Origin of the sequence: Kordiimonas lacus (assembly GCF_001550055.1) — a bacterium.
Taxonomy (GTDB): Bacteria; Pseudomonadota; Alphaproteobacteria; order Sphingomonadales; family Kordiimonadaceae; genus Kordiimonas; species Kordiimonas lacus.
Genome location: NZ_LRUA01000007.1, coordinates 226739 through 252486, shown reverse-complemented (window position 1 = coordinate 252486; position 25748 = coordinate 226739). Strand labels below are relative to the sequence as shown.

Here is a 25748-nt window from a genome sequence, read left to right as displayed (position 1 = left end):
GCCCATCCGGGCAGTAATGTGTATTTTAGAAGGGAAGTGTGGGGGCTATGGCTGAAACCAACAAGATGCTGGCGGGTGTTGCGGCACCGGCGTCGCAGCTGGCGGCTGATACGAACGCCGGTGTAGCGTTTTTCCTTGATGTTGTCGTGAATATGTTCGTGCTGGCGAGCGTGCTGATGGGCGCGTTTGGCTATCCGGCGGAATATATGTTCGGCAAGATCATCCCGGGTGCCATCACCGGTATTATGCTGGGCAACCTGGCCTTTTTCTGGCTGACGAAAAAGACCCGCGAAGCCACGGGCAATGACGCGCTCACCAGCATTCCGCTTGGGCTCGATTTGCCGTCCGTGTTCGGCATGTGTTTCTTCATCATCGGCCCGACATACGCGGCCAATGTGGACACGCTTGGGGTGGACGGCGCGGCTGACAAGGCCTGGGTGCTGGGCATGGCCTGTACCTTCTGGATGGCTGTGATCAAATTCTGCCTGTCTTTCTTTGGCCGCACAGTGCAGGAACAGCTGCCGCAGATGGCCCTTGTGGGGGCCATGGCTGGTATCGCCACCGTCTGGCTGGGCGCCGAAGCCCTGTTCGGCGTGTTTGCGCTGCCGGAAGTGGGCATCGTGTCGCTGGTGATCATGGGCTTTGCGTTGATCGCAGGCCACCGCCTGCCATTCAATATGCCCGGTGCGATCATTGCCATCGTGGCAGGCACCATACTCTATTATATCCTCGCGTTCGGCGGTGCCGGTGACGGCTATATTGTTCGGGAAATGCCTGAACTTGTGCCGGCCCTTCCTGTGCCCACGTTTGGCGGCGCGCTTGCGATGTTCGGTGATGTCACCAACTATCTGGGCATCATCTTCCCGTTCGCGCTGCTGATCGCCGCAAGTGCTGTGAATGTGACAGCGGGCGCCCGCATCGCGGGCGACGAGTTCGACGCGGGCAAGGTGGTGCGCCTTGATGCCGCTGCCACGGCCGTCAGTGCGCTTTTCGGCGGCGTGGTGCAAACCACACCATATTTTGGCCATGCCACATACAAGCGCATGGGCGCACGCACGGGCTACGCTTTGGGGGCCGCGGGTGTGATCACCGTTGGCGGCTTCCTGGGCGTGATTGCCCTGGCGTCGCAGATGATCCCTGAGGCGGTGTTGAAGCCGATCCTTGTGGTGGTGGCGTGTGATATCCTGCGTCTGGCATTCTCTGGCGGCGACGTGCGGCATGCGCCTGCGCTTCTGTTTGCGACTGTGCCGGCGATCCTGAATTATGCCCACACAAAGGTATCGGACCTGTATGGCAGGGTGGCGACGACGGCGGGTGATGCCATCAGCGCAGACTGGATGCAGGGCTATCTGCTGCTGGGTGCCATGTCGCGCGGCTATATCCTCACGAGCCTCTTGTGGGGCGCGCTGATTGTCTGGATCATTGACCGCAAGATGCTGCGGGCTGCAGGGGCGGCGCTGGCGGCCGCCATCTTCACGGAATTTGGCGTGATCCATTCGGTGATGCCGACATCAGAAATGTATCTGCCGTGGGCGATCCCTGAAATGGGCGGCCTGGAAGTGTTGCCGCACCGGTTGGCTGTCGGTTACGTGATCGCCGCAATCATGCTATATCTGGCGGGCTTCATTAAAAATAAGCCGACCTCATGAAAAAGAAATCTTGACCCTAGGGTCAAGATTCGGCTTAAAGAGCACAGAATATTTTAAAATTCGGAATGAGCAATGACACCTGAGCCTCTTGTTAATCAGGGCACGAGCTTCCACGCCGACTGGCTGGACGGTATTCGTGTCAACAAAAGTGCGGTGGAGCGCCGTACCGCCTCTCTGGGCGGACGCCGGGCTGTAAAAAAAGACAGCCAAATCGCTTTCATGCTTAAAGCCGTAAGCTGCATCGACCTGACGACGCTGGCGGGCGACGACACGCCTGGACGTGTGCGTCGTCTGTGCCTGAAGGCACGGAACCCGGTGCGGCGTGACATATTGGCCAAATTCGGCATGGAGGACATGGGCCTGACCACTGGCGCCGTGTGCGTGTACCACTCCATGGTGCCCGAAGCCAATGAGACCCTGAAGGGCAGCGTGCCCATCGCGGCGGTTTCAACCGGCTTCCCGGCGGGCCTCGCGCCCATGGAAACCCGGCTGGAGGAAATCCGCCGGTCTGTGGAAGCGGGCGCAAACGAGATCGACATCGTCGTCACCCGCGCCCATGTGCTGACGGGCAACTGGCAGGCGCTTTATGACGAAGTGAAAGCCTTCAAGGCCGCGTGTGGTCCGGCGCTGATGAAAACCATCCTGGCCACCGGCGAACACGGCAACCTCACGCAGGTTGGCAAGGCCTCCATGACCGCCATGATGGCGGGGTCAGATTTCATCAAAACCTCCACCGGCATGGAAGGCGTGAACGCAACCCTTCCGGTCAGCCTGGTGATGATCCGCCAGATCCGCGATTTTTTCCAAAAGACCGGCATCAAGGTTGGCTACAAGCCAGCGGGCGGCATCAAGACCGCCAAGGATGCCGTGGCCTACCTGACGCTGATCAAGGAAGAGCTGGGCACCGATTGGCTGTCGCCCGACCTGTTCCGCTTCGGGGCATCAAGCCTTCTTGGTGATCTTGAGCGTCAGCTCGAGTATCATGCAACGGGCGGCTATTCGGCGTCTTACCGCCACGCGATGGGCTAAGGGGAGTGTGACATGACTGTAAAAGAAAAGTTTGAAAGCATGGATTATAGCCCAGCACTCGAAAGCCGCGCCAACGCCGATAAGTGGCTGGATGCGAATGGCCGGTCCTTTGGCCTGTTCATCGATGGTGAGTGGGTGAAGCCAAAGGGCGCGAAACAGTTTGCGACCTATGCGCCGTCCACTGGCGAGAAGCTGGCGGATATCACGGCAGCAGGCCAGGATGATGTGGATGCCGCTGTCGCTGCCGCCCGCAAGGCGCAAGGCCGCTGGGCGCTGATCGGCGGCCATGGCCGGGCCAAATATATGTATGCGCTGGCGCGTCTGGTGCAAAAGCACAGCCGGGTCCTGGCGGTACTTGAAAGCCTGGATAACGGCAAGCCGATCCGCGAAAGCCGGGACATCGACATCCCGCTGGTGGCGCGGCATTTCTATCACCATGCCGGCTGGGCCGAGCTGATGGACGAGGAATTCCCCGACCATGAAGCGCTGGGGGTTGCGGGGCAGGTGATCCCGTGGAACTTCCCGCTGCTGATGCTGGCCTGGAAAGTGGCACCTGCCCTTGCGGCCGGTAACACTGTGGTGCTGAAGCCGGCGGAATTCACGTCGCTCACCGCGCTCAAGTTCGCGGAACTGTGTGTGGAAGCCGGCCTGCCGAAGGGCGTCGTGAATATTGTCACCGGCGAAGGCGACACCGGCGCGATGGTGGTGAATTCAGATGTCGACAAGGTGGCCTTCACGGGCTCGACCGAAGTTGGCAAGATCATCCGCCGGGCGATTGCTGGCTCAGGCAAGAAACTGACGCTGGAGCTAGGCGGCAAGTCCCCATACATCGTGTTCGAGGACGCAGACATCGACGGCGCCATCGAAGGCCTTGTGGACGCCATCTGGTTCAATCAGGGTCAGGTCTGCTGTGCGGGCTCGCGTCTCCTGGTGCAGGAAGGCATAGCTGACCGCTTCCTTGAAAAGCTGAAGGCGCGCATGTCCACCCTGCGGGTGGGCACCAGTCTTGATAAATGCATCGACATCGGTGCCGTGGTCGACAAGACACAGAAAGACACCATCGAACGCCTGCTGGCGGACGGCGAAAGCCAGGGGGCTGTTGTCTGGAAAGCACCGTGCGAGATGCCGGAAGAGGGCGTCTTTTTCCCGCCAACGCTGGTGACCGGTGTGGGCACGGACAACACGCTTTACCGCGAGGAAATCTTTGGCCCTGTACTGACGGCCATCACTTTCCGCACGCAATCCGAAGCCGTGGCGCTCGCGAACAACACACGCTACGGCCTTGCGGCCACAGTATGGTCTGAAAGCCTGAGCCGTGCGCTTGAAGTGGCGCCGGCATTGGTCGCCGGCGTCGTGTGGATTAACGGCACCAACATGTTTGATGCCGCCGCCGGGTTTGGTGGCCGCCGCGAAAGCGGCTTTGGCCGCGAAGGTGGCCGTGAAGGCATGCTGGCCTACATGCGGCCGCGCTATGAGACTGCGCTGAAGGACTGGGCACCTGTCCCGGCCCCAGAAAGCGTGGCCATGCCGAAGGCAGGCAGTGGGCTCGACCATATCGACCGCACCGCCAAAATGTATATTGGCGGCAAGCAGGCGCGGCCTGATGGCGGTGACAGCGTAGCCATTGCTGATAAAAAAGGCGCGTTCGCGGGTCTGGTGGGCGACGGCAATTACAAGGATATCCGGAACGCGGTTGAGGCGGCCACGAAGGCCGCAGGCTGGGGCAAATCCACGCCGCACCTCAGGGCCCAGATCCTGTATTATGTGGCCGAAAACCTCAGTGCCCGCGCGGATGAGTTCACAGACCGGCTGAAAACCCTGACCGGGGCAACCCAGAAGGCGGCGGAAGCCGAGGTTGAGCTCTCCGTGAAGCGCCTCTTCAGTGCTGCAGCCATGGCCGACAAGCATGACGGCAGCGTGCACACGCCGCCAATCCGCGGTGTGGCATTGGCGATGAATGAGCCCGTGGGCGTTCTGGGGATCGTGTGCCCTGACGAACATCCGCTTCTAGCCTTTGTGACGCTGATGGCCTATGCGGTCGCGGCCGGCAATACGGCAGTGATGATCCCATCCGAGCGTTATCCGCTATTGGCGACGGATTTCTATCAGGTGCTGGAAACCAGTGACATGCCGGCGGGTGTGGTGAATATCGTGACAGGCCGCCGCGATGCGATGGCGGTACCGATGGCCAAGCACTATGGCGTTGACGGCATCTGGTATTTTGGCAGCCGCGAAGGCAGTGCCGAGATCGAGAAGGCAGCGGCCGACAACATGAAACGCACCTGGCTGAATTACGGCAAGGCCTATGACTTCACCAGCCGCGAGCAGATGAGCGCACGCGGCCTGATGGAGCGGGCGTCGGAAGTCAAAAACATCTGGGTGCCCTACGGCGACGCCAACGAAGGCGGCAAGTCCTACTGACGGCGGGGCTATATCGCCGCAACTGTTCAAAAGAATTGGGACCCGTACCATCTGGTGCGGGTCCTTTTTTTTGTCCCAGGGGTGAAAGGCGGCATTTACAACCTGTTTTACCATTTAGATTTGATGGGCTGGCTATTCGCTAAAGGCTTGTGATCTATATTGTTATTTAAAGGGCAATTGTAGATAAAGGGTTGTAGAGTGCTACTGCAGAGCTATCTTTGGGCAGTCAGCAGTGTGATTGGGGTCAGCTATGTCGTTTTCGCCAGAAGCTTATAGAGCTATTGCGGCTTTTATGGGCGAGGTAGATAAGATTACAACTATCGATGTTCTCAGCGACAGTTTGAAAAAGCCGCTGAGCCTGCTGGGCGTCAAACATCTACTGTGTATTTCTGCCTATGGTATGCCGGCTCTGCAAGACCGCAAGTTGATGTTCGGTTTCCTGCACAATGACTGGATCACGCATTATGCGAAAAATCACTATTATGTCGATGACGCCCTGCCCAACCATGCCTTGAAGCTAAAGGACTGGGGAGAACCCTTCTGGTGGTCCGAGTTCCTAGCGACGCAAGATCTGACCAAGACCCAACGCAAGATATTTGAGGAGGCATTTCGTTATGGCCTCAAGGAAGGCGTGGTGATCCCGTTGCCGGTGCGGGTCAACGACGAGACAGATGAAGTGCTGGAATATGCCTATGTCAGCGCAGGGGGAGAATTGCGCCGATCGGATGAGTTGGAAAACGTAATCCGGTTGCTGTCTGTTGCCGCGCACAGGACTGCGCGACGTATTTATCTCAAGGATGCGAAAGGTGGGTTTGCACCAGATATTGTCGACGTCGGCCCGAACATGGATTTCTCCACATTGACAGCAAGAGAAAGAGAAATTCTTGCGTGGATTGTGGAAGGAAAGCAGCCCAGCGAGGTTGCCGATATTCTTGATATCAAACGCACGACCGTGGTTACCCACTTAAGAAACATCAAGCGGCGCTATAATTTCAGCAGCACCACTGAAATGATTACAGCATTGCACCGCCATAAGGTGTTTATATAAACCCATGATTGCACTACTCATTCTTTGAGAGGAAAGACCGTTCCTCTCTTTCAGGGATATTCTTCTTGCACGGACAATGTGAACAAGAGGAGCTCCCCATGATCCACATCATCAACAAATATAATCGACAGTACTACAGCGATGTATTGCGTAATATGTTTCAACTGCGGCACAAAATCTTCGTGGAGCAGAAAGGCTGGAACCTGCTAGCTCAGGAAGATGGCCTGGAAATAGACCAGTTTGACACAGACGAGACCATCTATTTCCTGAAGCTGGATGAAAACAGTAACATCCTGGGCGGTATGCGACTTGTTCCCACAGTTGTTGACACTCAACTCGGTACCATCTTCAAGGACTGGTGTGATTTCAAACCAGCGCCTGTGGGCAAAAACACCTACGAGTGGTCACGCTATTTCATTGCGGACAAGAAATATCGCAGTCCCGCCGGATATCCTGTCCATTATGAACTGTTCTTCTCCATTCTGGAATTTGCAGTCTACCGTGGAATCCGGAATCTGACCGGCTTTCTTGAAGCGGTTACTTTGCCACGCCTGAATGCGTTGCCGTGGGATATTGAATATCTGGGCAATATGGTGACATACGGTGGTGTAGGCGACGAGCCCAAAGGAAGGGGCGCCGCTGTAATGGTTGGTGTCAACGAGAGAATGCTGCGGATTACCAAACGAATGAAAGGGATCAAGAAGCCCTATTTAGCGTTGCCAATTGGCGATATGGGGCCTGCGCGGCAGATTGCCTGTACACCTGAAGTCTGTTTCCGGTATCTCACTTTCCTTGAGGAACACCCAGAACATGCAAATATGCTGGCTGCCATGTCGAGCATGATAATCGACTCGCCAAAAGATAGGCGGGCCGCAATTATCGAGGTGTTCGATGGTATTGCACAGGACGAGGCGATGGCTGGATTCGATGCTAGTTTTGCCAAGGTGGTGGCGCCGACGAGCTATTCCCTTAGCGTGCAGTAACGGGCATCTTTCTCCCACTTACAACCTTGATGACGTCGCGTCAGCAAGTGAGTAATTGCGATATCGCAACTTTTACGCTATCTCTGTTCAAGTGATAGTTTGTGGGGAGGAGACTATGCCTCATCCGATTGACGTGAATGTCGGGGCAAGTGTCAGAACTTACCGCCGCCAACGCGGGATGACTCAGACTGAACTTGGTGAAGCGCTTGGACTGACGTTTCAGCAGATCCAGAAGTATGAACGCGGTACAAACCGAATTTCGGCCAGCAAACTTGTGATGCTGGCGGATGCACTGCGGGTCCCGGTTGGAGCTTTCTTCGAAGGCTGCGACGGTGCGACCGAAAACGAAGGACCTGATGAAATTAAGGCGTTGGTGAAGCATTTCGACGATATGCCAGAAGATATCCGTGTGGATTTCCTACGGATGATCCGGTCGATTGCCACTGCCAGCTACTAGCGCAAACCAAACCGTAAAATAAAAAAGGCACCGTAATTTACGGTGCCTTTTTTGCTTAAGGGGCTTGGTCTGTGCCTAGGACGCCTTGGCCAGGAACGCCCGCAACAGTTTTTCAAGGTTTACCGCTGCGATGGCGCCATATTCCATGGTTTCATGGTGCGTCAGCTCGCCCTGCATGCCTGCCGCCAGATTGGTGATGGAGCTTACGCCCACAACCTTTATGCCGCAGTGGCGGGCCACCAGGCACTCAGGCACAGTGGACATGCCAACGGCGTCTGCGCCCCAGGTGCGGAACGCCCGGATTTCCGCCGGCGTCTCGAAGTTGGGGCCTTTGGCCATCAGATAGACACCGCTGTGCAGGGTGATGCCCAGCTCTTCGGCGCATGCCTGCAGTTTCTTCGTCAGCTTGCGGTCCCAGGCTTCGGACACATCCGGGAAGCGCGGGCCGAAACGATCGTCGTTGATGCCAACGAGCGGGTTGATGCCCGAGAAGTTGATGTGATCCGTGATGGCCATCAGGGAGCCCGGGCCGGCTTCTTCGCGCAGGCTGCCCGCCGCGTTGGTGAGCACCAATACTTCAACGCCCAGCGCCCACAGAACGCGCGTGGAGAAAGCCAGCGTTTCAGCCGGGTGGCCTTCATAAGCGTGCGCGCGGCCCTGCATGCAGATCACCGGCTTGCCGCCCAGCGCGCCAATCAGCATCCGGCCGGCATGGCCTTCAACGGTTGGCTTCGGGAAGCCCTCAAGGTCGGCATAGGAAAGCACAGTTGCGTCTTCCATTGCGTCGGCCAGGCTGTTGAGGCCGCTGCCAAGAACCATGGCGACTTTCGGCATTTCACCGGCATGTTGACTGCGGATGAACTCCGCGCATTTCTGGACTTCTTCAAAGCTCATGACAGCCTCTTCTCATTACTCGGTTAAACGTCGATCTCGGGCAGGGTCAGGCCCTTGAATTCCTTGATCTCTTCCTTGGTCATGTCCGACAGCTCGTGCGGGAAGACCAGCCAGTCATCGGTTTCATGGCAGTAGAAATCAGGCGTCAGCTTGGTGACATTGCGCTCAGGCTTGTAGAAGACCGTTGCGATCTTGATCACTTCTGGCGTGTTGCGGCGGCATTTTTCCTTGATGGTGTCGATGATGGCATCAATCGAACGGCCGCTGTCGAATACGTCGTCAACAATCAGCAGGCTGTCTTCGGCGTTGATGTTGGCCACGATATATTCAAGGCCGTGCACCTTCACTTCTTTCTGCTGCTGCATGCCGATGTAGGAAGAGGTGCGGATTGCGATGTGGTCGGTGTGGACACCGTAATAATCCATGATTTCCTGAACTGCGATGCCGGTCGGGGTGCCGCCCCGCCACACGCCTACGATGAATTTCGGGCGGAAATCGCTTTTGAGAATTTTAAGCCCCAGGTCGAACGAATCGTCGAGAAGTTCCTGGGCAGTTACATATTTCTTGGTAACACTCATCGTGTTCAGGCCCCTTTGGTTCCAAATAATCTGTCGCCGGCATCGCCAAGCCCAGGAACGATATAGGCTTTTTCGTTAAGCCGCTCATCGATCGAGGCTGTCACAACCGGCACGTCCGGGTGGGCATCCGTGAAGGTTTTGATGCCTTCAGGTGCCGCCAGCAGGCAAACAAACCTGAGGTCTTTCGCGCCAATGTCCTTGATTTCCTGCACGGCGCGGACGGCTGAATGCCCCGTCGCCAGCATCGGGTCAAGAACCACGTTCAACCGGTCTGCCGTATCGACAGGTACTTTAAAGAAATATTTTGTCGGTTGAAGCGTTTCTTCGTCGCGCGCCAGACCAATCTGGCCAACCCGGGCAGACGGCACCAGGTCAAGCATAGGCCCAAGAAGGCCATCGCCCGCGCGCAGCACGGAAATGAAGGTCAGTTTCTTGCCTGCCAGAACCGGTGCCTCCATGGGGCACACCGGCGTTTCGATGTCGATCTTGCCAAGGGGCAGGTCGCGCAGAGCCTCATAGCCCAGGAACAAACCGATCTCCCTGAGGAGCTTCCTGAATTCGGCCGTGCTGGCCTCACGCCGCCGCATCAGGGTCAGCTTGTGCTGCACCAGCGGATGGTCGACAACGGTTACATTTTGGGCCATCTTTGACTCCATAAATCTGCTGAAACTGACCATTTCATAGGCAACCTGAAGGCAAATGTCGAACGAATCTTGACCAAAACGTCAAAAATGGTTGACCACGCCCTTCTGCTCTGGTTCCCTTGCGCCGTTCAGCATAAACAAGGCATATAAGAATTGAACATTTATGTTGCCGGGGAGCAAAACGGGCATGACTGGATTTCTGAGGAAAATTGGCGCGACGATCGCGCTGGGTGTTGCATTCACAACGGGCGCCATGGCGGCTGACTTCACACCTGTGCTTCTTTACGATATCGGCGGCAAGTTCGATAAGTCCTTCAACGAAGCGGCCCACACGGGCGGTGAACGCTTCAAGGAAGAGACCGGCCTTGATTACAAGGACTTCGAACCCAACAGCGAAACTCAGTATGAGCAGGCACTTAAGCGCTTTGCGCGCCGCAAGGCTGACCTGATCATTGCGGTGGGTGTGGGCTATTCGGTGGCCGTGCGTAATGTGGCGTCCAAATACCCGGACGTGAAGTTCACGGTTATCGACGCCATCATCGACCTACCGAACGTGCAGTCGATCACCTTCAAGGAAAATGAAGGTTCGTTCCTGGTGGGCATGATTGCGGCGATGAAGACCGAATCAAACACCATCGGCTTCCTGGGCGGCATGGACATCCCGCTGATTCGCCGGTTCGAGCGCGGCTACCGCCAGGGTGCCGAATATGTGAAGGGTGACCTGACCTTCATTGAAAATTACGTGGGCACCACGCCTTCCGCGTGGAATGACCCGATCAAGGCGGCTGAAATGGCGCGTTCGCAGTATGCGCGCGGCGCCGACATCATCTTTTCTGCTGCCGGCCCCTCCGGGCTTGGTTCTATCCAGGCGGCGAAGGATACGGGCAATCTGGCCATCGGCGTGGACAGTAACCAGAACCACGTTGCGCCAGGCTATGTGCTTACCAGCATGCTGAAGCGCGTGGACCTCGCGGTTTACCACGCCATGAAAGCGGCGGAAGCGGGTGAGTGGAAGCCGGGCCATACGGTGTTGGGCCTTGCCGAAGGTGGCGTTGATTTCGCACTGGATGAATATAACGCCGACCTGATCACCGCTGAGATGAAAGCCAAGCTTGATGAAGCGCGCGCCAAGATCGTCAGTGGTGAGATCGTCGTAAGCGACGTTGAAGGCAGCAACAGCGGCCATTAGGCCAGTCAACCAGTAGGGACGCCCTCTGGGGCGAGGCATATGACCAACGCATTTGCGATCGAGGCCAGGGGGCTGTCGAAAAGTTTTGGCGATGTCAAAGCCAACGATCAGATTGCGCTGAAGGTGCCGGGCGGCACGGTGCATGGCATCGTGGGCGAAAACGGTGCCGGCAAATCCACGCTGCTGAAGATGCTGTTCGGCCTGTACCGCGCCGACAGCGGCGACATTCTTGTATGCGGCCAGACCCAGCATTTCACTGATCCGTCCGACGCCATGGCGGCAGGGATTGGCATGGTGCACCAGCACTTCATGCTGGTGGAGCCTTTCACGGTTCTTGAGAACATCATCCTGGGGGCTGAAGGCAGCGCCAATCTGGATGCCGCCAAGGAGGCCGCGCGGGCGAAACTGTTGATGCTGGAAGACCAGTTCGGCTTCAACCTGCCGCTGGATACCCCGGTTGAGAAGCTTTCTGTCGGTGTGCGCCAGCGGGCGGAAATCCTGAAGGCGCTCTACCGCGGTGCGGAAATCCTGATATTGGACGAGCCCACAGCGGTGCTGACGCCGCAGGAGTGTGAGCAATTGTTCGCGCTGGTGCGCCAGCTGAAGGACCAGGGCAAGACCATCCTGTTCGTGACCCACAAGCTGCACGAGATTATGGCCGTCACCGACGATGTTACCGTGATCCGTGCCGGCAAGACGGTGGCGGAGTGCAAAACAGCGGACACCAACCCCGAGGAGCTCGCGGAACTGATGGTGGGTGCGAAGGTGGTGCGTAAAACTGCCCGCAAGCAGCATGAGACGGAAATCGCGCGTCTGCGGCTGACTGACGTGCATGCTGACGGTGACCACGGGCTGGAGCTCAAGGATATCAACCTTGAAGTCTTTGACGGCGAAGTGCTTGGCATCGCGGGCGTGGCCGGCAATGGCCAGACAGAACTGCTGGAGATCATCACCGGCCTTAGGGCCGTGCGCGAGGGTGTGATCCATATGGGCGGCGAGATTATTGCCAATGACCGGCTGGTGACCAACCCCATCGCCCTTCGCCGCATGGGCATGGCGCACGTGGCCGAGGACCGGCTCAAGACCGGCGTGGTGGAAAGCATGTCGGCGCGCGATAACGCCATCCTTGGCTACCAGCGTGAAAAGGAATTTTCCTCCGGCGGCATCCTGAAGCTGAAGGCGATTGCCCAGAAGGCGGCAGCCTATTTCGAAACGCAGGATGTAAGGCCCCGAAATCCTGACCTGCCGATTGCGTCCTTCTCCGGCGGTAACCAGCAGAAACTGGTGATCGCGCGCGAGATCGCCCGCGATCCGCAATTGATGGTGATCGGCCAGCCCACACGCGGTGTGGACATTGGCGCTGTCACCAAAATTCATGACCAGATCACCGAACTCAGGAACGCCGGCAAGGCAATCCTGGTTGTATCGGCAGACCTTGATGAACTGCTGTCGATCTCTGACCGCATCGCCGTGATGTGCGAAGGGGAAATCGTCGGCACCATGAATGTCGAGGACGCGACAGAGACCAAACTGGGCCTGATGATGGCCGGCGACAAGCGGGAGGCAAGCTGATGGCTGCGCAAAAGAAGCTGCCGTTCTGGGCAGATGCCATCCTGTTGCCGACGCTGAACCTGTTGGCGGCCTTCCTGGTGTCCGGCCTTGTGATCTGGGGCCTGGGCGAAGACCCGCTTGAGGCCCTCAGCCTGATGGTTGATGGTGCTTTCGGGTTCCAGGAAGGGGTTGGTTACACCTTCTATTATGCCACCAACTTTGTGTTTACGGGGCTTGCGGTCTCAGTTGCCTATCACGCCGGGCTTTTCAATATCGGCGGCGAAGGGCAGGCCATGCTGGGCGGGCTTGGCCTGACGCTGGCGGTGTTCCTGGTGGGCGACGTGTCGCCTGTGCTGGCTGTTTTGCTGGCGATTGTTGGTGCCGCCGCCTTCGGTGGTGCCTGGGCCTTCATCCCGGCCTACCTGCAGGCCAAGCGCGGCAGCCATGTGGTGATCACCACCATCATGTTCAACTTTATCGCGTCAGCACTGCTCGCCTACCTTCTTGTGGGGCCACTGCAGCGTCCCGGTGGCCAGATGCCGGAAAGCGCGGATTTCCCTGACGGCGTGTCGCTGATGCATCTGCAGGACCTGTTCGCCATGATGGGGTTCACCTATGAAAGCGGGCCGCTGAACCTGTCTGCACTTATCGCCGTCCTGTGTGCGGTTGGGGTGTGGTTCATGCTGTGGCGCACGCGCTTTGGCTATGAACTCAGGGTTGTGGGCCAGAACCAGAATGCCGCGCGCTATGCCGGTATTTCCGTCACCCGTATGACTGTAATCGCCATGATGATCTCTGGTGGCCTTGCGGGCATGATGGGCCTGAATGAACTGCTGGGCGAACAACTCAGGCTTCTTGGCAATTTCACGCTCGGCTACGGTTTCGTGGGTATTGCGGTGGCCTTCATGGGCCGCAATCACCCAGTGGGCATCGTGCTGGCCGCCATGCTGTTTGGTGCCCTCTATCAGGGCGGGGCTGAACTGGCGTTCGAAATGCCCAACATTCAGCGGGATTATATTGTCCTGATCCAGGGTCTGGTGATCCTGTTCGCGGGCGCAATGGAGCATCTGTTCCGTGATCCGGTTGAACGCGTCTTCCGACACTTCAGTGAAAGGAGGGCCGCCTGATGGAATTCTTCACTGACATGATCCTGCTCATGGACAGCACGCTCAGGACCGCGACACCGCTGGTGCTCGCTGCCCTTGCGGGGCTGGTGGCAGAACGCTCGGGCATTGTGGATATCGGCCTTGAAGGCAAGATGCTGGCGGCGGCCTTCGCGGCTGCTGCTGCCGCCGCCGTGACAGGTTCGCCCTGGATGGGCATGCTGGCGGGCGTTGGCGCGTCTGTCTTCCTGGCGCTTCTTCACGGCTGGGTGTCGATCGCGCAGCGCGGCAACCAGATTGTTTCCGGCATGGCCATCAATATCGCGGTGGCGGGGCTTGCGCCCACACTGGCGAACTTCTGGTTCCAGAAGGGCGGACAGACTCCGCTGTTGGGCGACGAAGCCCGCTTCAGCACCATCACGCTGCCGTTTGCTGATGCGCTTGCGGACGTGCCGGTGATTGGCGCGCTCTATTCAGAGCTGATCTCCGGCCATAACCTGATCACATACCTTGCGGCAGCGCTGATCCCTTTGGTGGCCTGGATGCTTTATAAAACCCGCTTTGGCCTTCGCCTGCGGGCAGTGGGCGAAAACCCGGAAGCGGTGGATACCGCCGGTATTTCTGTCACACTGCTGAGGTATCAGGCGATGGTGATTGCGGGCGTGCTGTGCGGCCTGTCAGGCAGCGTGCTGTCGACCGGGCTTGGTGGCGGCTTCATTCGCGACATGTCGGCGGGCAAGGGCTATTTGGCGCTGGCGGCGATGATATTCGGCCGCTGGAAGCCGGTGCCAACGCTGCTGGCGTGCCTGCTGTTCGGTTTTGTCGATGCGCTGCAAGGCCGCCTGCAGGGTGTTGCCTTGCCGCTTATCGGCGAAATTCCGGTGCAGTTTACCATGATGCTGCCTTACGTGCTGACGGTGGTGATCCTGGCGGGCTTTGCGGGCCGCATGGATGCACCCAAGGCCAGCGGCACCCCTTATGAGAAGGATCACTAGAATGGCGACAGACATGAAAGCGCTGATTGACGCAGCGATCAAGGCACGCGATGCGGCCTATGCGCCATATTCCAACCACCCCGTTGGCGCGGCGGTGCTGACCACAGATGGCAGCGTGTTTGCCGGCGCCAATGTCGAGAACGCAGCCTACCCCTTGGGGACCTGCGCCGAGGCAGGTGCCATTTCAGCCATGGTGCTGGCGGGTGAGCGCGAGATTGCCCATGTGGTGGTCGTTGGCCCAGGCGAGGCTACCTGCACGCCCTGCGGCGGCTGCCGCCAGAAGATACGAGAATTCGCCGGACCAGCCGGCAAGCCCATCACGATTTGCGACAAGGACGGCAACATCCTTCTTGAGACCACAAGCGCCGAGCTATTGCCCCACGCGTTCGGACCCGAAAATATTGACGAGGCCAAAGGGTAAATAGTCATGAGCGTATTCATTCCCCAGGAAGTCATCCGCATCAAGCGCGATGGCGGCACCATTGCAAGCACGGACATTGAAAAGTTCGTCGCCGGCATCACCGACGGCAGCGTGACCGACGCGCAGGTTTCCGCACTGGCCATGGCCATCTTCTTTAACGGCATGAGCCCGGAAGAGGGCGCGGCGCTGACGCTGGCGATGCGCGACAGCGGCGATGTGATGGACTGGCAGGGTTTCGGCTTTGATGCCGATGCGCCGATTGTGGACAAGCATTCCACCGGCGGCGTGGGCGACAAGGTCAGCCTGATGCTGGCGCCGATTGTGGCGGCCTGTGGCGGCTTTGTGCCGATGATCTCGGGCCGGGGGCTTGGGCACACCGGCGGTACGCTCGATAAGCTTGAGAGCATCCCGGGCTATGACCCTTACCCTGACAATGAGATGTTCGCGGGCATCGTGCGCGATGTCGGCTGCTCGATCATTGGCCAGACCGGCAACCTGGCGCCAGCTGACAAGCGCTTCTACGGCATCCGCGACGTGACCGCGACGGTGGAAAGCGTGCCGTTGATCACGGCCTCCATCCTGTCAAAGAAACTCTCGGCGGGCCTGGGCGCACTGGTGATGGACGTCAAGTGCGGCAACGGTGCCTTTATGGACTCGATGGAAAAGGCCGAAGAACTGGCCGGCAGCATTGTGCGCGTGGCCACGGCAGCGGGCACGCCGACAACTGCGCTTCTGACCGACATGAACCAGGTGCTGGGTACCACAGCAGGTAACGCCGTCGAGATTTTTGAGACAATCGAGTTTCTTACGAATCCCGGGCAGGCAGATGCACGCCTCAAGGAAATTACGCTGGCGCTGGCGGCCCATATGCTGGCGCTGTCGAAAGCCCAACCAGACCTGAAGACCGCACGCAAGAAGGCCGAAGAAGCCCTCAATAGTGGCCAGGCAGCAGATATTTTCGCCCAGATGGTGGTTGCCCAGGGCGGGCCAAAGGACCTGTATGAGCGTGCTACCAAGCATATGCCGCTCGCACCCGTTGTGAAGCCTGTGACGCTCGGTGAAGCCGGCTATATTTCCGGTATGGACACCCGTGCCATCGGCATGGCTGTTGTGGCGCTTGGGGGTGGGCGCACCAACCCCGCGCATGACGTGGACCACAGCGTGGGCCTCACGGGGATTTGTCAGCTGGGTGACCGGCTGGAGGCAGACCAACCGGCTGCAATGGTGTATGCTAAGACGGAAGACGCGGCTGACGCCGCGATCCAGGCGGTGCGGGCGTCCGTATCACTGAGCGATACGTCCCCTGACGTGTCGCCGATTGTAGCGAAGATTATCGGAGGGTAAGACCATGGCTCGAGCCTTCATTTTGGTTCTGGACAGTTTTGGAATTGGTGCGGCACCAGACGCTGACCGTTGGGGCGAGGCTGACGCCGACACGCTCGGCCATATCGCGGACTGGTGCGCGGCCGGGAACGTGGCGGAAGACCGCCCGACCGCGGGGCCGATCAACTTGCCAACCATGACCAAGCTGGGCCTCGGCAAGGCTGCCGAACTGGCCACTGGCCGCGAACCCAAAGGCATGGAATATGCGGGTGAGATTACCGGCATGTACGCCGCCTGCGCCGAAGAAAGCTTCGGCAAGGACACACCTTCGGGCCACTGGGAAATGGCGGGCGTGCCGGTCAAGTTCGACTGGGGGTATTTCCAGCAGGAATTCCCGAGCTTCCCGGATGAGCTGATTGCCAAGCTGGTCGAGCGCTGTGGTTTGCCCGGCGTGCTGGGCAACAAGGCGGCCTCGGGCACGGTGATACTGGATGAACTGGGCGATGAGCATTTGGCGACCGGCAAGCCGATTGTTTACACCTCGGCGGACAGCGTGTTCCAGATTGCGGCGCATGAGGAAACCTTCGGGCTGGAGCGCCTCTATGAAGTGTGCGCGGTGGCCCGCGAGCTGGTGGATGACTATAATATCGGCCGGGTGATCGCCCGCCCGTTTGTGGGCAAGGACGGCAAGTTCGAGCGCACGGGAAACCGGAAGGACCTGGCCACGCCGCCACCCAAGCCAACGCTTCTTGAAAAGCTTGAGGAAGCCGGACGCGAAGTGATCTCAGTTGGCAAGATTGCCGACATTTTCGCCCACAAGGGCCTGACGCAGAAGGTCAAGGCCAATGGTCTTGAAGCGCTGTTCAACACAACGCTTGAGAAGCTTGAAAACGCGCCGGAGGGCTCGCTCACCTTCGTGAATTTTGTCGATTTCGACCAGAGTTTCGGACACCGCCGCAATGTGGCGGGATATGCCGATGCGCTGGAATATTTCGATACTCGCTTGCCAGAGTTCCTGTCCGGTATGCGGGCGGACGATATTGTGATCCTGACTGCCGACCATGGCTGTGATCCGACCTGGCCGGGCAGCGATCACACGCGCGAGCATGTGCCTTTTGTGGCCTATGGCCCGAACCTCAAACCCGGCAGCGCCGGCGTTCGTAAAAGTTTCGCAGACATCGGCCAGACTGTGGCCACGCATTTGGATATCGCGCCCCTTGACGAGGGCACCAGCGCGATCTGACAACAATGATCTCAAGGGGGAGTATCATGGTACGAATTTTGGGGGCGCTTGTTGCGCTTGTTATGATGGCGGCAGGGTCGGCAGCCCACGCTTATGGCCCGACCGGTCACCGTGTAGTGGCCGAGCTGGCATCCAGGCACCTGAGCCCGGAAGCCGCCGCTGCGGTCAAGGAACTGCTGGGTGACGAGTTTATGGCTGAAGCCGCCAACTGGCCGGATGAGATGCGCTCGAACCCGGATGAGTTCTGGCGCCGTACCGCATCACCTTACCACTATATCAACCTGCCTGACGGCCAGACATACGAAGAGAGCATGAAGAACCCGGCGGGGGATGCCATCACGGCGCTCGCGGCCTTCACGGCTACAGTCAAGGACAAGACGGCCTCCCTAGAGGAGCGCCGCAAGGCCCTGTGCTTCATTATTCATATCGTAGGGGACCTGCACCAGCCGCTGCATGCGGGCCGCGCCGAAGACTGGGGTGGGAACCGCATCGATGTGGTGTGGTTTGAGGAAATGAGCAACCTGCACAAGGTGTGGGATGAGGACCTGATCAATTACAAGCTTCTGTCGTTCACAGAATGGGTGCGTTTCCTGGAGCCCAAGATCAAGCCTGATGACATCACTGAGTGGCAGGACAGTGAACCGCTGGACTGGGTGCGCGAGCTGATCGCCCTCAGGGGCGACATCTATGATGTCGGCAGCGGTATCCTGAGCTACGACTATGTTTACAAATATACTCCGCTGGTGAAATCGCAGCTTTCGAAGGGTGGCATCCGCCTTGCGGGCTATCTGAACAAGGTGTTCGCTGCCGAATAAAGGTCGCGGAAATGACTAAACGAATCGGATAGATGGACCGATAGGAAAGGAGGCAGAAATGCCTCCTTTTTTTCGTTTGGCGTTTGGCGCTGCATTTAATGCGAATGCCTTAAATGGCGGTTTTTCGTCATACCTGTGCCTTTTGGACCACGGTCTGTCAGATAAAAAAGTTAATGACTAATTAAGGTTTCGGCGAATCTTGACACTTTCGTCAAAAAACTGAAATGAACGACATATAGAAGGTCCCGTGACGCACGGTTTGCGCGCCTTTGGGACTGGTCTTGACCTTTTGGTCAGGATTCGGTTTACTGGCGCGCAGTTATGTGTGGGAACTTTTAAACAGCGAAATAGTTGTTCAAGCATTCGCCTCAAAGGGGCCTCTCGGCAGGGAGTGCGGATGCCTAATGGAGCTTAGGGAATGAAACGCCAAATGAGAGCTGCTCTCTGCAGCAGCGTTGCACTTGCCGCGATGGCAGCAAGTGTACCTGTAATTGCACAGGAAATTACATCGTCGATCCGTGGTTCGGTGGTTGATGCATCCGGTAACGCCCAGGTGGGTGTGCAGGTTGTTGTCGTGCACGTACCATCCGGTTCGCGCAGCACTTTCACTTCAAACAACTCCGGTGCGTTCGTTGCACGCGGCCTGCGTCCAGGCGGCCCGTACACCGTGACAACCGTAGTCGACGGCAACGAGACTGTTCAGTATGAAGGTCTGGTGCTGAACGTGAGCGAGCCACTGCCGCTGACGCTTTATGTTGCAGCAGCTGGTTCCAGCTTCGAGGAAATCGAAGTAACAGCTGCCCGCATCCAGGCGATCCGTGCCGGTGGCGCGTCGTCTTATGGTTCTGGCCGCATTTCCGAGCTGCCATCCATTGGCCGCGACATCAAAGACACTATCCGCCAGAACCCGTTTGTTGATGTTGGTACCGGTTCCGGTGCAGCGATCTCCATCGGCGGCGGCAACAACCGTTTCAACAGCCTGACTGTTGACGGTGTGCGCCAGGATGATGACTTCGGCCTGAACGGCAACGGTTACCCAACCCAGCGTTCGCCGATCTCCCTCGATACCGTTGAGCAGGTTGGTGTTTCACCAGCACCGTTCAGCGTAGAATTCGGTAAATTCACCGGTGGCCAGATCAACGTTGTGACCAAATCCGGTACCAACGAGTTCCACGGCACTGCCTTCTACCAGTACCGCAACGACAGCACGGCTGGCGACAAGTCTGTAACCCTTGACGGTGAAGACTTTGATGTGGATCTGGGTGATTTCTCCAACAAGTTCTACGGTGCGACCCTTGGCGGCCCGATCATCAAGGACAAGCTGTTCTTCTTCGCAGCTTACGAGAAATTCGAAGGCTCCACGCCGAACACGATCGGTGCTGAAGGTTCTGGCTTTGCCTCTGAAGTTCAGGGTGTAACCCAGGCTGACGTTGAGCGTATCGACCAGATCGCCAGCAGCGTTTACGGCATCGACAACCAGTTCAGCGATACTGGCGGTATTCCGGAAACCGACGAGAAGATCTTCCTCAAGCTCGACTGGAACATCAATGATCGTCACCGTGCATTCGCTTCCTACCAGAAGACTGACGGCAATAGCCTGAGCCAGACCGACCACGGCGGCAACCGCTTCTCCTACAAGTCTCACTGGTATAACCGCTCCGAGAAGCTTGAAGCCTATAACTTCCAGCTGTTCTCCGACTGGTCCGATAACTTCACGACCGAAGTCAAGGTCAGCCGCAAGAAGAACGAAACCGGCCAGGTTGGCCTTGCACTTGATCAAGGCATCGGTGAGATCCAGATCAACACCGATGGCGGTGGCCGTGTGTACCTGGGTATCGATGACAGCCGTCATTCGAACGCCCTCAATAACACCACTTGGCAGGCTAAGTTCAAAGCTGAACTCCTCGCCGGTGACCATACCATGACCTTCGGTTACGAGCTGGACAGCGTTGACGTGTTCAACCTGTTTATTCAGGAAACGCGCGGTGAGTGGCGCTTTGGTTCGATCGACGAGTTCGAGGCCGGCACGCCTGACTTCCTGATCTACCAGAACGCAATCACTAACAACCCGGATGACGGTGCGGCAGAATTCAACCTGACGACGCACACGCTGTATCTGCAGGACCGTTGGGACGTAAATGACAAGCTGACGCTGACCTATGGCCTGCGTGCAGACATCTACTCCCAGCAGAAAGCACCGAACGAGAACCCGAACTTCATCGCACGTCACGGTTTCTCCAACTCGACCTCGCTGAACCACAAGTCCATTATCCAGCCTCGCCTGAGCTTCACGTATGACATCGACGACAAGACGCTTGTTCGCGGTGGCGTAGGCAAGTTCGGTGGTGGTGACCCACTTGTTTGGGTTTCCAACTCCTACTCGCTGGACGGTGTTACGATCGACTCTGAGTTCACGACCGATCCTGCCATCATCAATGGTCTGGACTTCCGTTCCATTCCACAGGTCATCCAGGACGCTCTTGAGCCAGGCAACGGCAATACGTCCGTTATTGATCCTGACTACAAGGTCCCATCGATCTGGAAGATGAACCTGGCGGTTGAGCGCTACTTTGACCTCGGTTCTCTGGGCGAAGACTGGCACTTCACGGCTGAGGCCATCTGGTCCCGCAACAAGAACCCTGTAGACTGGAAAGAACTGCGTCGTTCCGTAATTGGTACTGCCATTGACGGTTCGCCAATCTACGACCAGCCAGGTGGGTTCGACCTGATGCTGACCAACAACACCGGTGGTGGTTCGAACGTGTATGCCTTCTCCTTCGATAAGTCCTGGGATAACGGTTTCAGCGTATTTGGCTCCTATACTTACACTGACGCGTTCATCGCGAACGAGGGCACGAGCTCCACGGCTCAGTCCAACTTCAACTTCGCGGCGCACCTTGACCGGAACAACCGTGCTGTTGGTACGTCGGTATTTGAACGTCCTCACCAGATCAAGCTTGGCGCAACCATGCGTAAAGACTTCTGGGAAGACAACTTCACAACCGTAAGCCTGTTCTACACTGGTCGCTCGGGTCGTCCGTACAGCATCACACTGGATGAATTCATGCAGTTTGGTGGTGACCGTTCCATCGATAGCGGCGACGGCCACCTGCTTTACGTTCCTCTGGAAGGCGAAGCAGCAATCGCTGGTTCGGCCGGTGCTGACAGCGCGAAGGTTGTCTTCGCTGACGCTGATGTTCAGGCAGACTTCAACGCACTCGTTCAGAACTTCGGTCTGAAGCGTGGCCAGTCTGTTGATCTTCAGGGTGAGCGTGCGCCATGGACCAACGACCTTGACCTGCGTGTTTCCCAGGAAGTTCCTGTCGGCAAGTACGGCAAGATCGAACTGTGGCTCGACATGCAGAACGTGCTGAACTTCGTGAACAGCGGTTGGGGTGAAGTATACGAGTCCAACTTTGCCCAGCAGGCAATGGTTGATGCGAACGTTGACGCTGCAAGCGGCCAGTTCACATACACCAACGTTGAAGCTGCACCGTTCCTGACCTTCCGCGATGTGGACAGCGTCTGGACCGTTCAGTTCGGTGTGAAGTACAAGTTCTAAGGGCCATTTGCCCCCAGTTTTACGCCCGGGGGGCCTCTCCCCGGGCGTTTGTTTTTTAAACCTTTTTATCCATAGACCTTTTTTCATCGCTGTGGTTTAAACGAGTGCGTCGGGAGGGACCCTGTTGAGATGACGAAAAAAGAAGAAAGCGGCCACAAATCCGGTATCCGCCGCGAGAATGTTGCCAAAATTCTGGCAGCTGCAGAGACGGTGTTTGCGGAGAAGGGCTTCAAGGGCGCGAGCGTTGGGCTGATCGCGGAACGTGCGGGCGTGCCCAAGCCTAACGTCTATTATTATTTTGGTGCCAAGGAAGACCTCTACAAGCGGGTGATCGAAGGCGTCTGTTCGATCTGGCTGCATGCGGCCGATACATTCGATGAGACGGAAGACCCCGCAGAGGCTATCCGTACCTACGTATCCTCCAAGATGGACCTGGCCCGCAACCGGCCGCACGGTTCACGTCTGTGGGCGATTGAAATGGCCTCTGGCGCGCCTTTCCTGCAGGAATATCTGACAGGTACAGTGAAGCCGTGGCTTGAAAGCCGGGAAGCGGTGCTCGAACGCTGGATGTCAGAAGGCAAGCTGTCGCCGGTCAAGGCCCGGTATCTTTTCTATATGATCTGGGCGACAACGCAGAATTACGCTGACTTTGAAGCGCAGATCAATGTGATGAACGACGGCAAGCCGCTGGACGATGAACAGTTCGAGGAAGCCAAGGAAACAGTGATTGCCCTGATCCTGACAAGCGTCGGTCTATAACCGTCCCATCTCCAGAAAGCATCAGAAAGGCGGCCCTTTGGTCGCCTTATTCTTTTTGGTTGAGCAGTTGGATCAATTTGAAGCTGGCGCGCCTGACCTGTGCTTCTGTTGGGGTTGTGCCGTTTGGTGACGGTGCAAGGGCCAATAGACCGTCCTGAAGGCGAAAGTCCACACGACCATCGGTCTCTGTGATGGCAAAGCTCTGCGGGAATTCATAGTCACAGCCTGTTTGTACTTCGGTCGCGCGCGGCAAGGCGCGCAGGGGGCCAGCGCCCATTTCAGCCCGAACCAATGGCAGGATGTCCCGGTGGCTCCTGATCCAGTCGGTGGGCACTGAGGCCCCCAGAATAACCAGCGGCACCTTGGTTTGGGCGTCATTGAGGGTGTTGCCATGGCCCAGGGTTCCATTATCGAGAATGTCTTCGCCGTGGTCTGATGTGATGATTACAAGCGTGTTCGTCAGAAGGCCTGATGCCGCCAGTTCGCGCAGCATCTGGCCGATCCGGCGGTCCGTTGCCTGAATGGCGTCCCTGTATGTGTTGACGTTGGCATTTTCCTGGTCGTCATAAGGGAAATGGGGGCCGTTGAAGTAGGCCAGGTGGGCCCAGGGCTCATTGCCTATTTGTTTCAGCCTGCGTACCGTCTGGACCGCCACATAGTCATCCTTGGCACTGCTGCTGCCTGCGGGAGCGAGGTCCCGCACCGCGCCGGGCAGGTAGGTGGTTGCCAGGTCGTACCAGTCCAGCGACTGTGCCTCAGTGGTGCTAACCATATGGCCCGCCTCTGCAAGGGCTGCGAACAGGCCGTGTGCCCGTTTGCTGTGGCGGGCCGGACCGAAGGTGGTGGCCAGTTCGCCAGACAACAGCGTATGCATGCCAAAATGGGTGCAGTTGGCTACGCTACTGTGGTTAAGCGACAGGAAGCCACGCTTGCCCAGCCCCAGAAGGTTGGGGGCCAGCGACGGGTCATCCTTGATGTCCCCGGAACGGGTGCTGTCGGCAACAACCAGAAGCAGGTTGCGCTTTCGTGTGACCGTCCATGTGTCACCACCGGTGCGCGGGCTGGCGGTGCCGTTATAGGATTGTGCGTATGGGTTGGATGGCCGCGACCCGAATAAAGGGGTGAACAGCCTTTCGGCATGATAGTGGTGCAGGCCGGTGAAAAAGACCAGGTCACGCTGGCTGTTCAAAAGCCCAGTATCCCGCTGATACAAGAGGAAACCATACAGCGCCTGTGCAGCCACAAGGCTGAGAACAGTCGCTATTATCAGCCTGCGTAGGGGCAGGTGGAACCGCCAGCGGATAAAGCGGGCCGCAAGATACGCCAGTCCGGCAATCAGCGCGAGCAGATACAGAAGCGTGCTCGACAGCCCGATCTGGTCCTGCGCCTGGGGCTGGAACGCAAGTGACAGGACAAAACGGTTCAGGTGCAGGCTGGTATAGTGGTGAATGGCGATTTCAATCGCCAGTATCGAGACACAAAGCGCGAAGAAGATGTGCGCCGCAACGGGACGGACCATCGCCAGTCCATGCCGGACCAGCACGAAGGCGCAAAATAGAAAAAGGCCATGCAGCAGCGGTACCAACACCGCAAACTTAGGCGTCATTGATGGCCACAGCGCTACTGCCAGCAAAAATAGAATCGTAAATGCTTCAAAGCGATTTGCCGAAGCCTGTACTTGTTTCAACTCGTTCCCCACCCAACGACTGATATATGCAAATATCTCCATTCGATCCTTAGATGGTGTACAGCCTTCACTAAGGTGTGGCAAGCACCTTTTGGTCTAGTCCCTGGCAAGATCCTCCGGCAGTTTGCGACCACCGGTCCAGAACAGGTATCCTTTCACGATGGCGATGCATGTGCCAATCGTCAAGGCGGTTCTGAGGCCGTCTGCACCTGTGCGCGCGGCTTCGAAGTCACTGATGGCGCCAACAAGGACAGGTCCAAGGCCCATGCCGATCAGGTTCAGCACCAGGAACAGCACCGCGGAGGAAAGCGCCCGCATGCTTGGCGGCACCAATCGGTGGGTCACGGCGATTGAAGGCGCGAGATATAGCGTGGACAGGATCACCACGAGGAAATAAGTGCCAAGCATCACCTCTTTGCTGCTGGTGTGGTAGGTAACCAGCGCAAGAGGGATGGCTGTAACAGCCGTCAGGCCCGGCAGCCAGAGATACCAGCGCGCATCTTTTGCGCCGAACCTGTCGGTCAGCGCACCGCCGAGGAACGTGCCGATCATACCGCCAATACCAGTCACCAGGCCCAGTGTCAGGCCAATCTCGCTTGGGGAAATGCCGTGATAGCGGATCATGAAGCTGGGCATGAAATTGCTGGTGCCATAGCTGACAAACGCCGACATGGCACAGCCGAAGGCGATAAAGGGGAAAGATTTCAGCTTGAACAGTATCTGGAAAGTTTCAACCAGGGAATAGCGCTTGTCACTGCCGGGCTTGTCATAAAGTCCGCGGGGCGGTTCCTGAACCGTCATGCGCAGGATAATGGCCAGCAGGACACCCGGGATGCCCACAATCATGAAGGTGGTACGCCAGTCGTAGGCTTCCTGCAAATAGCCGCCCGATGTGTAGCCAAGAAAAATGCCCAGATAGAGCCCTGCTGAATAGACGGCAAGCGCCGTTGACCGCTTGCCGGCCGTGAACATGTCGGAGATCATGGAGTGTGCCGGGGGGCTGCCGCCCGCTTCACCCACGCCTACGCCCATGCGGGCCAGCAACAACTGTGTGAAATTCTGCGCCATGCCGGACAGGGCGGTCATGCCGCTCCAGATCGCCAGCGCAATGGAGATAATATTGCGGCGGTTCATGCGGTCTGCCAGCCGGGCAATCGGCAGGCCAAGGACGGTATAGAAAATGGCGAATGAGAAACCCGACAACAGCCCTAGCTGCGTGTCGGACAGGCCAAGGTCATTCTTGATCGCTTCCTGCAGGATGACCAGGATCTGCCGGTCGATAAAGTTGAACGCATAAACAATTGTCAGAACCACAAGCGCATACGTGCGGGCTCGGTTCGACAGGCTGCCGACCGGCGGCGTCTCCACAGTGTCTTTCATATAACTCCCCTCGCTGC

General features: G+C 57.8%; 21 protein-coding genes. 16 read left to right on the top strand and 5 right to left on the bottom strand.

All coding sequences use genetic code 11. The annotated features are described in order from the left end of the window. Positions 1-47 precede the first annotated feature (47 nt). The 6 genes from KORLAC_RS14215 to KORLAC_RS14190 all read left to right on the top strand — a co-directional run bounded on the left by KORLAC_RS14215 (position 48) and on the right by KORLAC_RS14190 (position 7587). On the top strand, positions 48-1649 hold the full coding sequence (locus tag KORLAC_RS14215; RefSeq protein WP_068307552.1) for a SulP family inorganic anion transporter: 1602 nt from the start codon (positions 48-50) through the stop codon (positions 1647-1649). Between the two features lie 72 nt (positions 1650-1721). Further along, positions 1722-2678, top strand: coding sequence for a deoxyribose-phosphate aldolase (deoC, locus tag KORLAC_RS14210; protein ID WP_068307549.1), 957 nt, complete (start codon positions 1722-1724; stop codon positions 2676-2678). A gap of 12 nt (positions 2679-2690) precedes the next feature. Then, positions 2691-5099, top strand: coding sequence for an aldehyde dehydrogenase family protein (locus KORLAC_RS14205; RefSeq protein ID WP_068307547.1), 2409 nt, complete (start codon positions 2691-2693; stop codon positions 5097-5099). A 250-nt stretch (positions 5100-5349) separates the two neighbouring features. After that, entirely contained in the window at positions 5350-6147 is a 798-nt protein-coding gene (locus KORLAC_RS14200) for a helix-turn-helix transcriptional regulator (RefSeq protein ID WP_082714701.1), read from the top strand. 98 nt (positions 6148-6245) lie between these two features. Then, positions 6246-7130 (top strand): acyl-homoserine-lactone synthase, encoded by an 885-nt coding sequence (locus tag KORLAC_RS14195; protein WP_068307541.1) that lies wholly within the window; start codon positions 6246-6248, stop codon positions 7128-7130. A 115-nt stretch (positions 7131-7245) separates the two neighbouring features. After that, positions 7246-7587: a helix-turn-helix domain-containing protein gene (locus tag KORLAC_RS14190; protein ID WP_074519424.1), complete on the top strand. Its 342-nt coding sequence runs from the start codon at positions 7246-7248 to the stop codon at positions 7585-7587. Positions 7588-7662: 75 nt separating this feature from the next. Here the strand turns inward: KORLAC_RS14190 and KORLAC_RS14185 are convergent, their stop codons facing one another. The 3 genes from KORLAC_RS14185 to upp are packed head-to-tail and all read right to left on the bottom strand — an operon-like array spanning position 7663 to position 9703. Beyond that, positions 7663-8481 carry a purine-nucleoside phosphorylase gene (locus KORLAC_RS14185; RefSeq protein WP_068307539.1) on the bottom strand — a complete coding sequence of 273 codons (819 nt, stop codon included), beginning with the start codon at positions 8479-8481 and terminating at the stop codon, positions 7663-7665. 23 nt (positions 8482-8504) lie between these two features. Next, positions 8505-9059 carry a phosphoribosyltransferase gene (locus KORLAC_RS14180; protein WP_068307538.1) on the bottom strand — a complete coding sequence of 185 codons (555 nt, stop codon included), beginning with the start codon at positions 9057-9059 and terminating at the stop codon, positions 8505-8507. Between the two features lie 5 nt (positions 9060-9064). Next, the gene (gene upp, locus KORLAC_RS14175) at positions 9065-9703 is read right to left on the bottom strand and encodes a uracil phosphoribosyltransferase (RefSeq protein ID WP_068307835.1); all 639 of its coding nucleotides are present in this window, start codon (positions 9701-9703) and stop codon (positions 9065-9067) included. Positions 9704-9890: 187 nt separating this feature from the next. Here upp and KORLAC_RS14170 point away from each other — a divergent pair, with 187 nt between their 5' ends. From KORLAC_RS14170 to KORLAC_RS14125, 10 genes are all read left to right on the top strand, one after another. Further along, entirely contained in the window at positions 9891-10892 is a 1002-nt protein-coding gene (locus KORLAC_RS14170) for a BMP family lipoprotein (protein ID WP_068307536.1), read from the top strand. A gap of 39 nt (positions 10893-10931) precedes the next feature. Continuing rightward, a complete protein-coding gene (locus KORLAC_RS14165) occupies positions 10932-12464 on the top strand; it encodes an ABC transporter ATP-binding protein (RefSeq protein WP_068307534.1) in 1533 nt (510 codons plus the stop codon). Next, the gene (locus tag KORLAC_RS14160) at positions 12461-13570 is read left to right on the top strand and encodes an ABC transporter permease (protein ID WP_139167633.1); all 1110 of its coding nucleotides are present in this window, start codon (positions 12461-12463) and stop codon (positions 13568-13570) included. Before KORLAC_RS14165 ends, KORLAC_RS14160 begins: the two co-directional genes overlap by 4 nt. Then, on the top strand, positions 13570-14541 hold the full coding sequence (locus tag KORLAC_RS14155) for an ABC transporter permease (protein WP_068307530.1): 972 nt from the start codon (positions 13570-13572) through the stop codon (positions 14539-14541). Before KORLAC_RS14160 ends, KORLAC_RS14155 begins: the two co-directional genes overlap by 1 nt. A gap of 1 nt (position 14542) precedes the next feature. Beyond that, on the top strand, positions 14543-14962 hold the full coding sequence (locus KORLAC_RS14150; RefSeq protein WP_068307528.1) for a cytidine deaminase: 420 nt from the start codon (positions 14543-14545) through the stop codon (positions 14960-14962). A gap of 6 nt (positions 14963-14968) precedes the next feature. Beyond that, a complete protein-coding gene (gene deoA / locus KORLAC_RS14145; RefSeq protein WP_068307526.1) occupies positions 14969-16306 on the top strand; it encodes a thymidine phosphorylase in 1338 nt (445 codons plus the stop codon). Positions 16307-16310: 4 nt separating this feature from the next. Next, positions 16311-17528, top strand: a complete 1218-nt coding sequence (locus tag KORLAC_RS14140; protein WP_068307524.1) for a phosphopentomutase — start codon at positions 16311-16313, stop codon at positions 17526-17528. 26 nt (positions 17529-17554) lie between these two features. Beyond that, positions 17555-18343 carry a S1/P1 nuclease gene (locus KORLAC_RS14135; protein WP_068307523.1) on the top strand — a complete coding sequence of 263 codons (789 nt, stop codon included), beginning with the start codon at positions 17555-17557 and terminating at the stop codon, positions 18341-18343. Between the two features lie 418 nt (positions 18344-18761). Beyond that, positions 18762-21905: a TonB-dependent receptor gene (locus KORLAC_RS14130; protein WP_074519422.1), complete on the top strand. Its 3144-nt coding sequence runs from the start codon at positions 18762-18764 to the stop codon at positions 21903-21905. Between the two features lie 129 nt (positions 21906-22034). After that, positions 22035-22664 (top strand): TetR/AcrR family transcriptional regulator, encoded by a 630-nt coding sequence (locus tag KORLAC_RS14125; protein WP_068307521.1) that lies wholly within the window; start codon positions 22035-22037, stop codon positions 22662-22664. Between the two features lie 46 nt (positions 22665-22710). Here KORLAC_RS14125 and KORLAC_RS14120 read toward each other — a convergent pair whose 3' ends face one another. Both KORLAC_RS14120 and KORLAC_RS14115 read right to left on the bottom strand, forming a co-directional pair. Next, a complete protein-coding gene (locus KORLAC_RS14120; RefSeq protein ID WP_160328640.1) occupies positions 22711-24270 on the bottom strand; it encodes a sulfatase-like hydrolase/transferase in 1560 nt (519 codons plus the stop codon). A gap of 177 nt (positions 24271-24447) precedes the next feature. Then, positions 24448-25731 (bottom strand): spinster family MFS transporter, encoded by a 1284-nt coding sequence (locus tag KORLAC_RS14115; protein WP_068307519.1) that lies wholly within the window; start codon positions 25729-25731, stop codon positions 24448-24450. Between the last annotated feature and the right edge of the window lie 17 nt (positions 25732-25748).

What these genes read in the sequence shown, in the direction of transcription:
- KORLAC_RS14215 (WP_068307552.1), top strand. Translation starts at nt 48, where the DNA reads ATGGCTGAAACCAACAAGATGCTGGCGGGTGTTGCGGCACCGGCGTCG.
- deoC (WP_068307549.1), top strand. Translation starts at nt 1,722, where the DNA reads ATGACACCTGAGCCTCTTGTTAATCAGGGCACGAGCTTCCACGCCGAC.
- KORLAC_RS14205 (WP_068307547.1), top strand. Translation starts at nt 2,691, where the DNA reads ATGACTGTAAAAGAAAAGTTTGAAAGCATGGATTATAGCCCAGCACTC.
- KORLAC_RS14200 (WP_082714701.1), top strand. Translation starts at nt 5,350, where the DNA reads ATGTCGTTTTCGCCAGAAGCTTATAGAGCTATTGCGGCTTTTATGGGC.
- KORLAC_RS14195 (WP_068307541.1), top strand. Translation starts at nt 6,246, where the DNA reads ATGATCCACATCATCAACAAATATAATCGACAGTACTACAGCGATGTA.
- KORLAC_RS14190 (WP_074519424.1), top strand. Translation starts at nt 7,246, where the DNA reads ATGCCTCATCCGATTGACGTGAATGTCGGGGCAAGTGTCAGAACTTAC.
- KORLAC_RS14185 (WP_068307539.1), bottom strand. Translation starts at nt 8,481, where the DNA reads ATGAGCTTTGAAGAAGTCCAGAAATGCGCGGAGTTCATCCGCAGTCAA.
- KORLAC_RS14180 (WP_068307538.1), bottom strand. Translation starts at nt 9,059, where the DNA reads ATGAGTGTTACCAAGAAATATGTAACTGCCCAGGAACTTCTCGACGAT.
- upp (WP_068307835.1), bottom strand. Translation starts at nt 9,703, where the DNA reads ATGGCCCAAAATGTAACCGTTGTCGACCATCCGCTGGTGCAGCACAAG.
- KORLAC_RS14170 (WP_068307536.1), top strand. Translation starts at nt 9,891, where the DNA reads ATGACTGGATTTCTGAGGAAAATTGGCGCGACGATCGCGCTGGGTGTT.
- KORLAC_RS14165 (WP_068307534.1), top strand. Translation starts at nt 10,932, where the DNA reads ATGACCAACGCATTTGCGATCGAGGCCAGGGGGCTGTCGAAAAGTTTT.
- KORLAC_RS14155 (WP_068307530.1), top strand. Translation starts at nt 13,570, where the DNA reads ATGGAATTCTTCACTGACATGATCCTGCTCATGGACAGCACGCTCAGG.
- KORLAC_RS14150 (WP_068307528.1), top strand. Translation starts at nt 14,543, where the DNA reads ATGGCGACAGACATGAAAGCGCTGATTGACGCAGCGATCAAGGCACGC.
- deoA (WP_068307526.1), top strand. Translation starts at nt 14,969, where the DNA reads ATGAGCGTATTCATTCCCCAGGAAGTCATCCGCATCAAGCGCGATGGC.
- KORLAC_RS14140 (WP_068307524.1), top strand. Translation starts at nt 16,311, where the DNA reads ATGGCTCGAGCCTTCATTTTGGTTCTGGACAGTTTTGGAATTGGTGCG.
- KORLAC_RS14135 (WP_068307523.1), top strand. Translation starts at nt 17,555, where the DNA reads ATGGTACGAATTTTGGGGGCGCTTGTTGCGCTTGTTATGATGGCGGCA.
- KORLAC_RS14130 (WP_074519422.1), top strand. Translation starts at nt 18,762, where the DNA reads ATGAAACGCCAAATGAGAGCTGCTCTCTGCAGCAGCGTTGCACTTGCC.
- KORLAC_RS14125 (WP_068307521.1), top strand. Translation starts at nt 22,035, where the DNA reads ATGACGAAAAAAGAAGAAAGCGGCCACAAATCCGGTATCCGCCGCGAG.
- KORLAC_RS14120 (WP_160328640.1), bottom strand. Translation starts at nt 24,270, where the DNA reads ATGACGCCTAAGTTTGCGGTGTTGGTACCGCTGCTGCATGGCCTTTTT.
- KORLAC_RS14115 (WP_068307519.1), bottom strand. Translation starts at nt 25,731, where the DNA reads ATGAAAGACACTGTGGAGACGCCGCCGGTCGGCAGCCTGTCGAACCGA.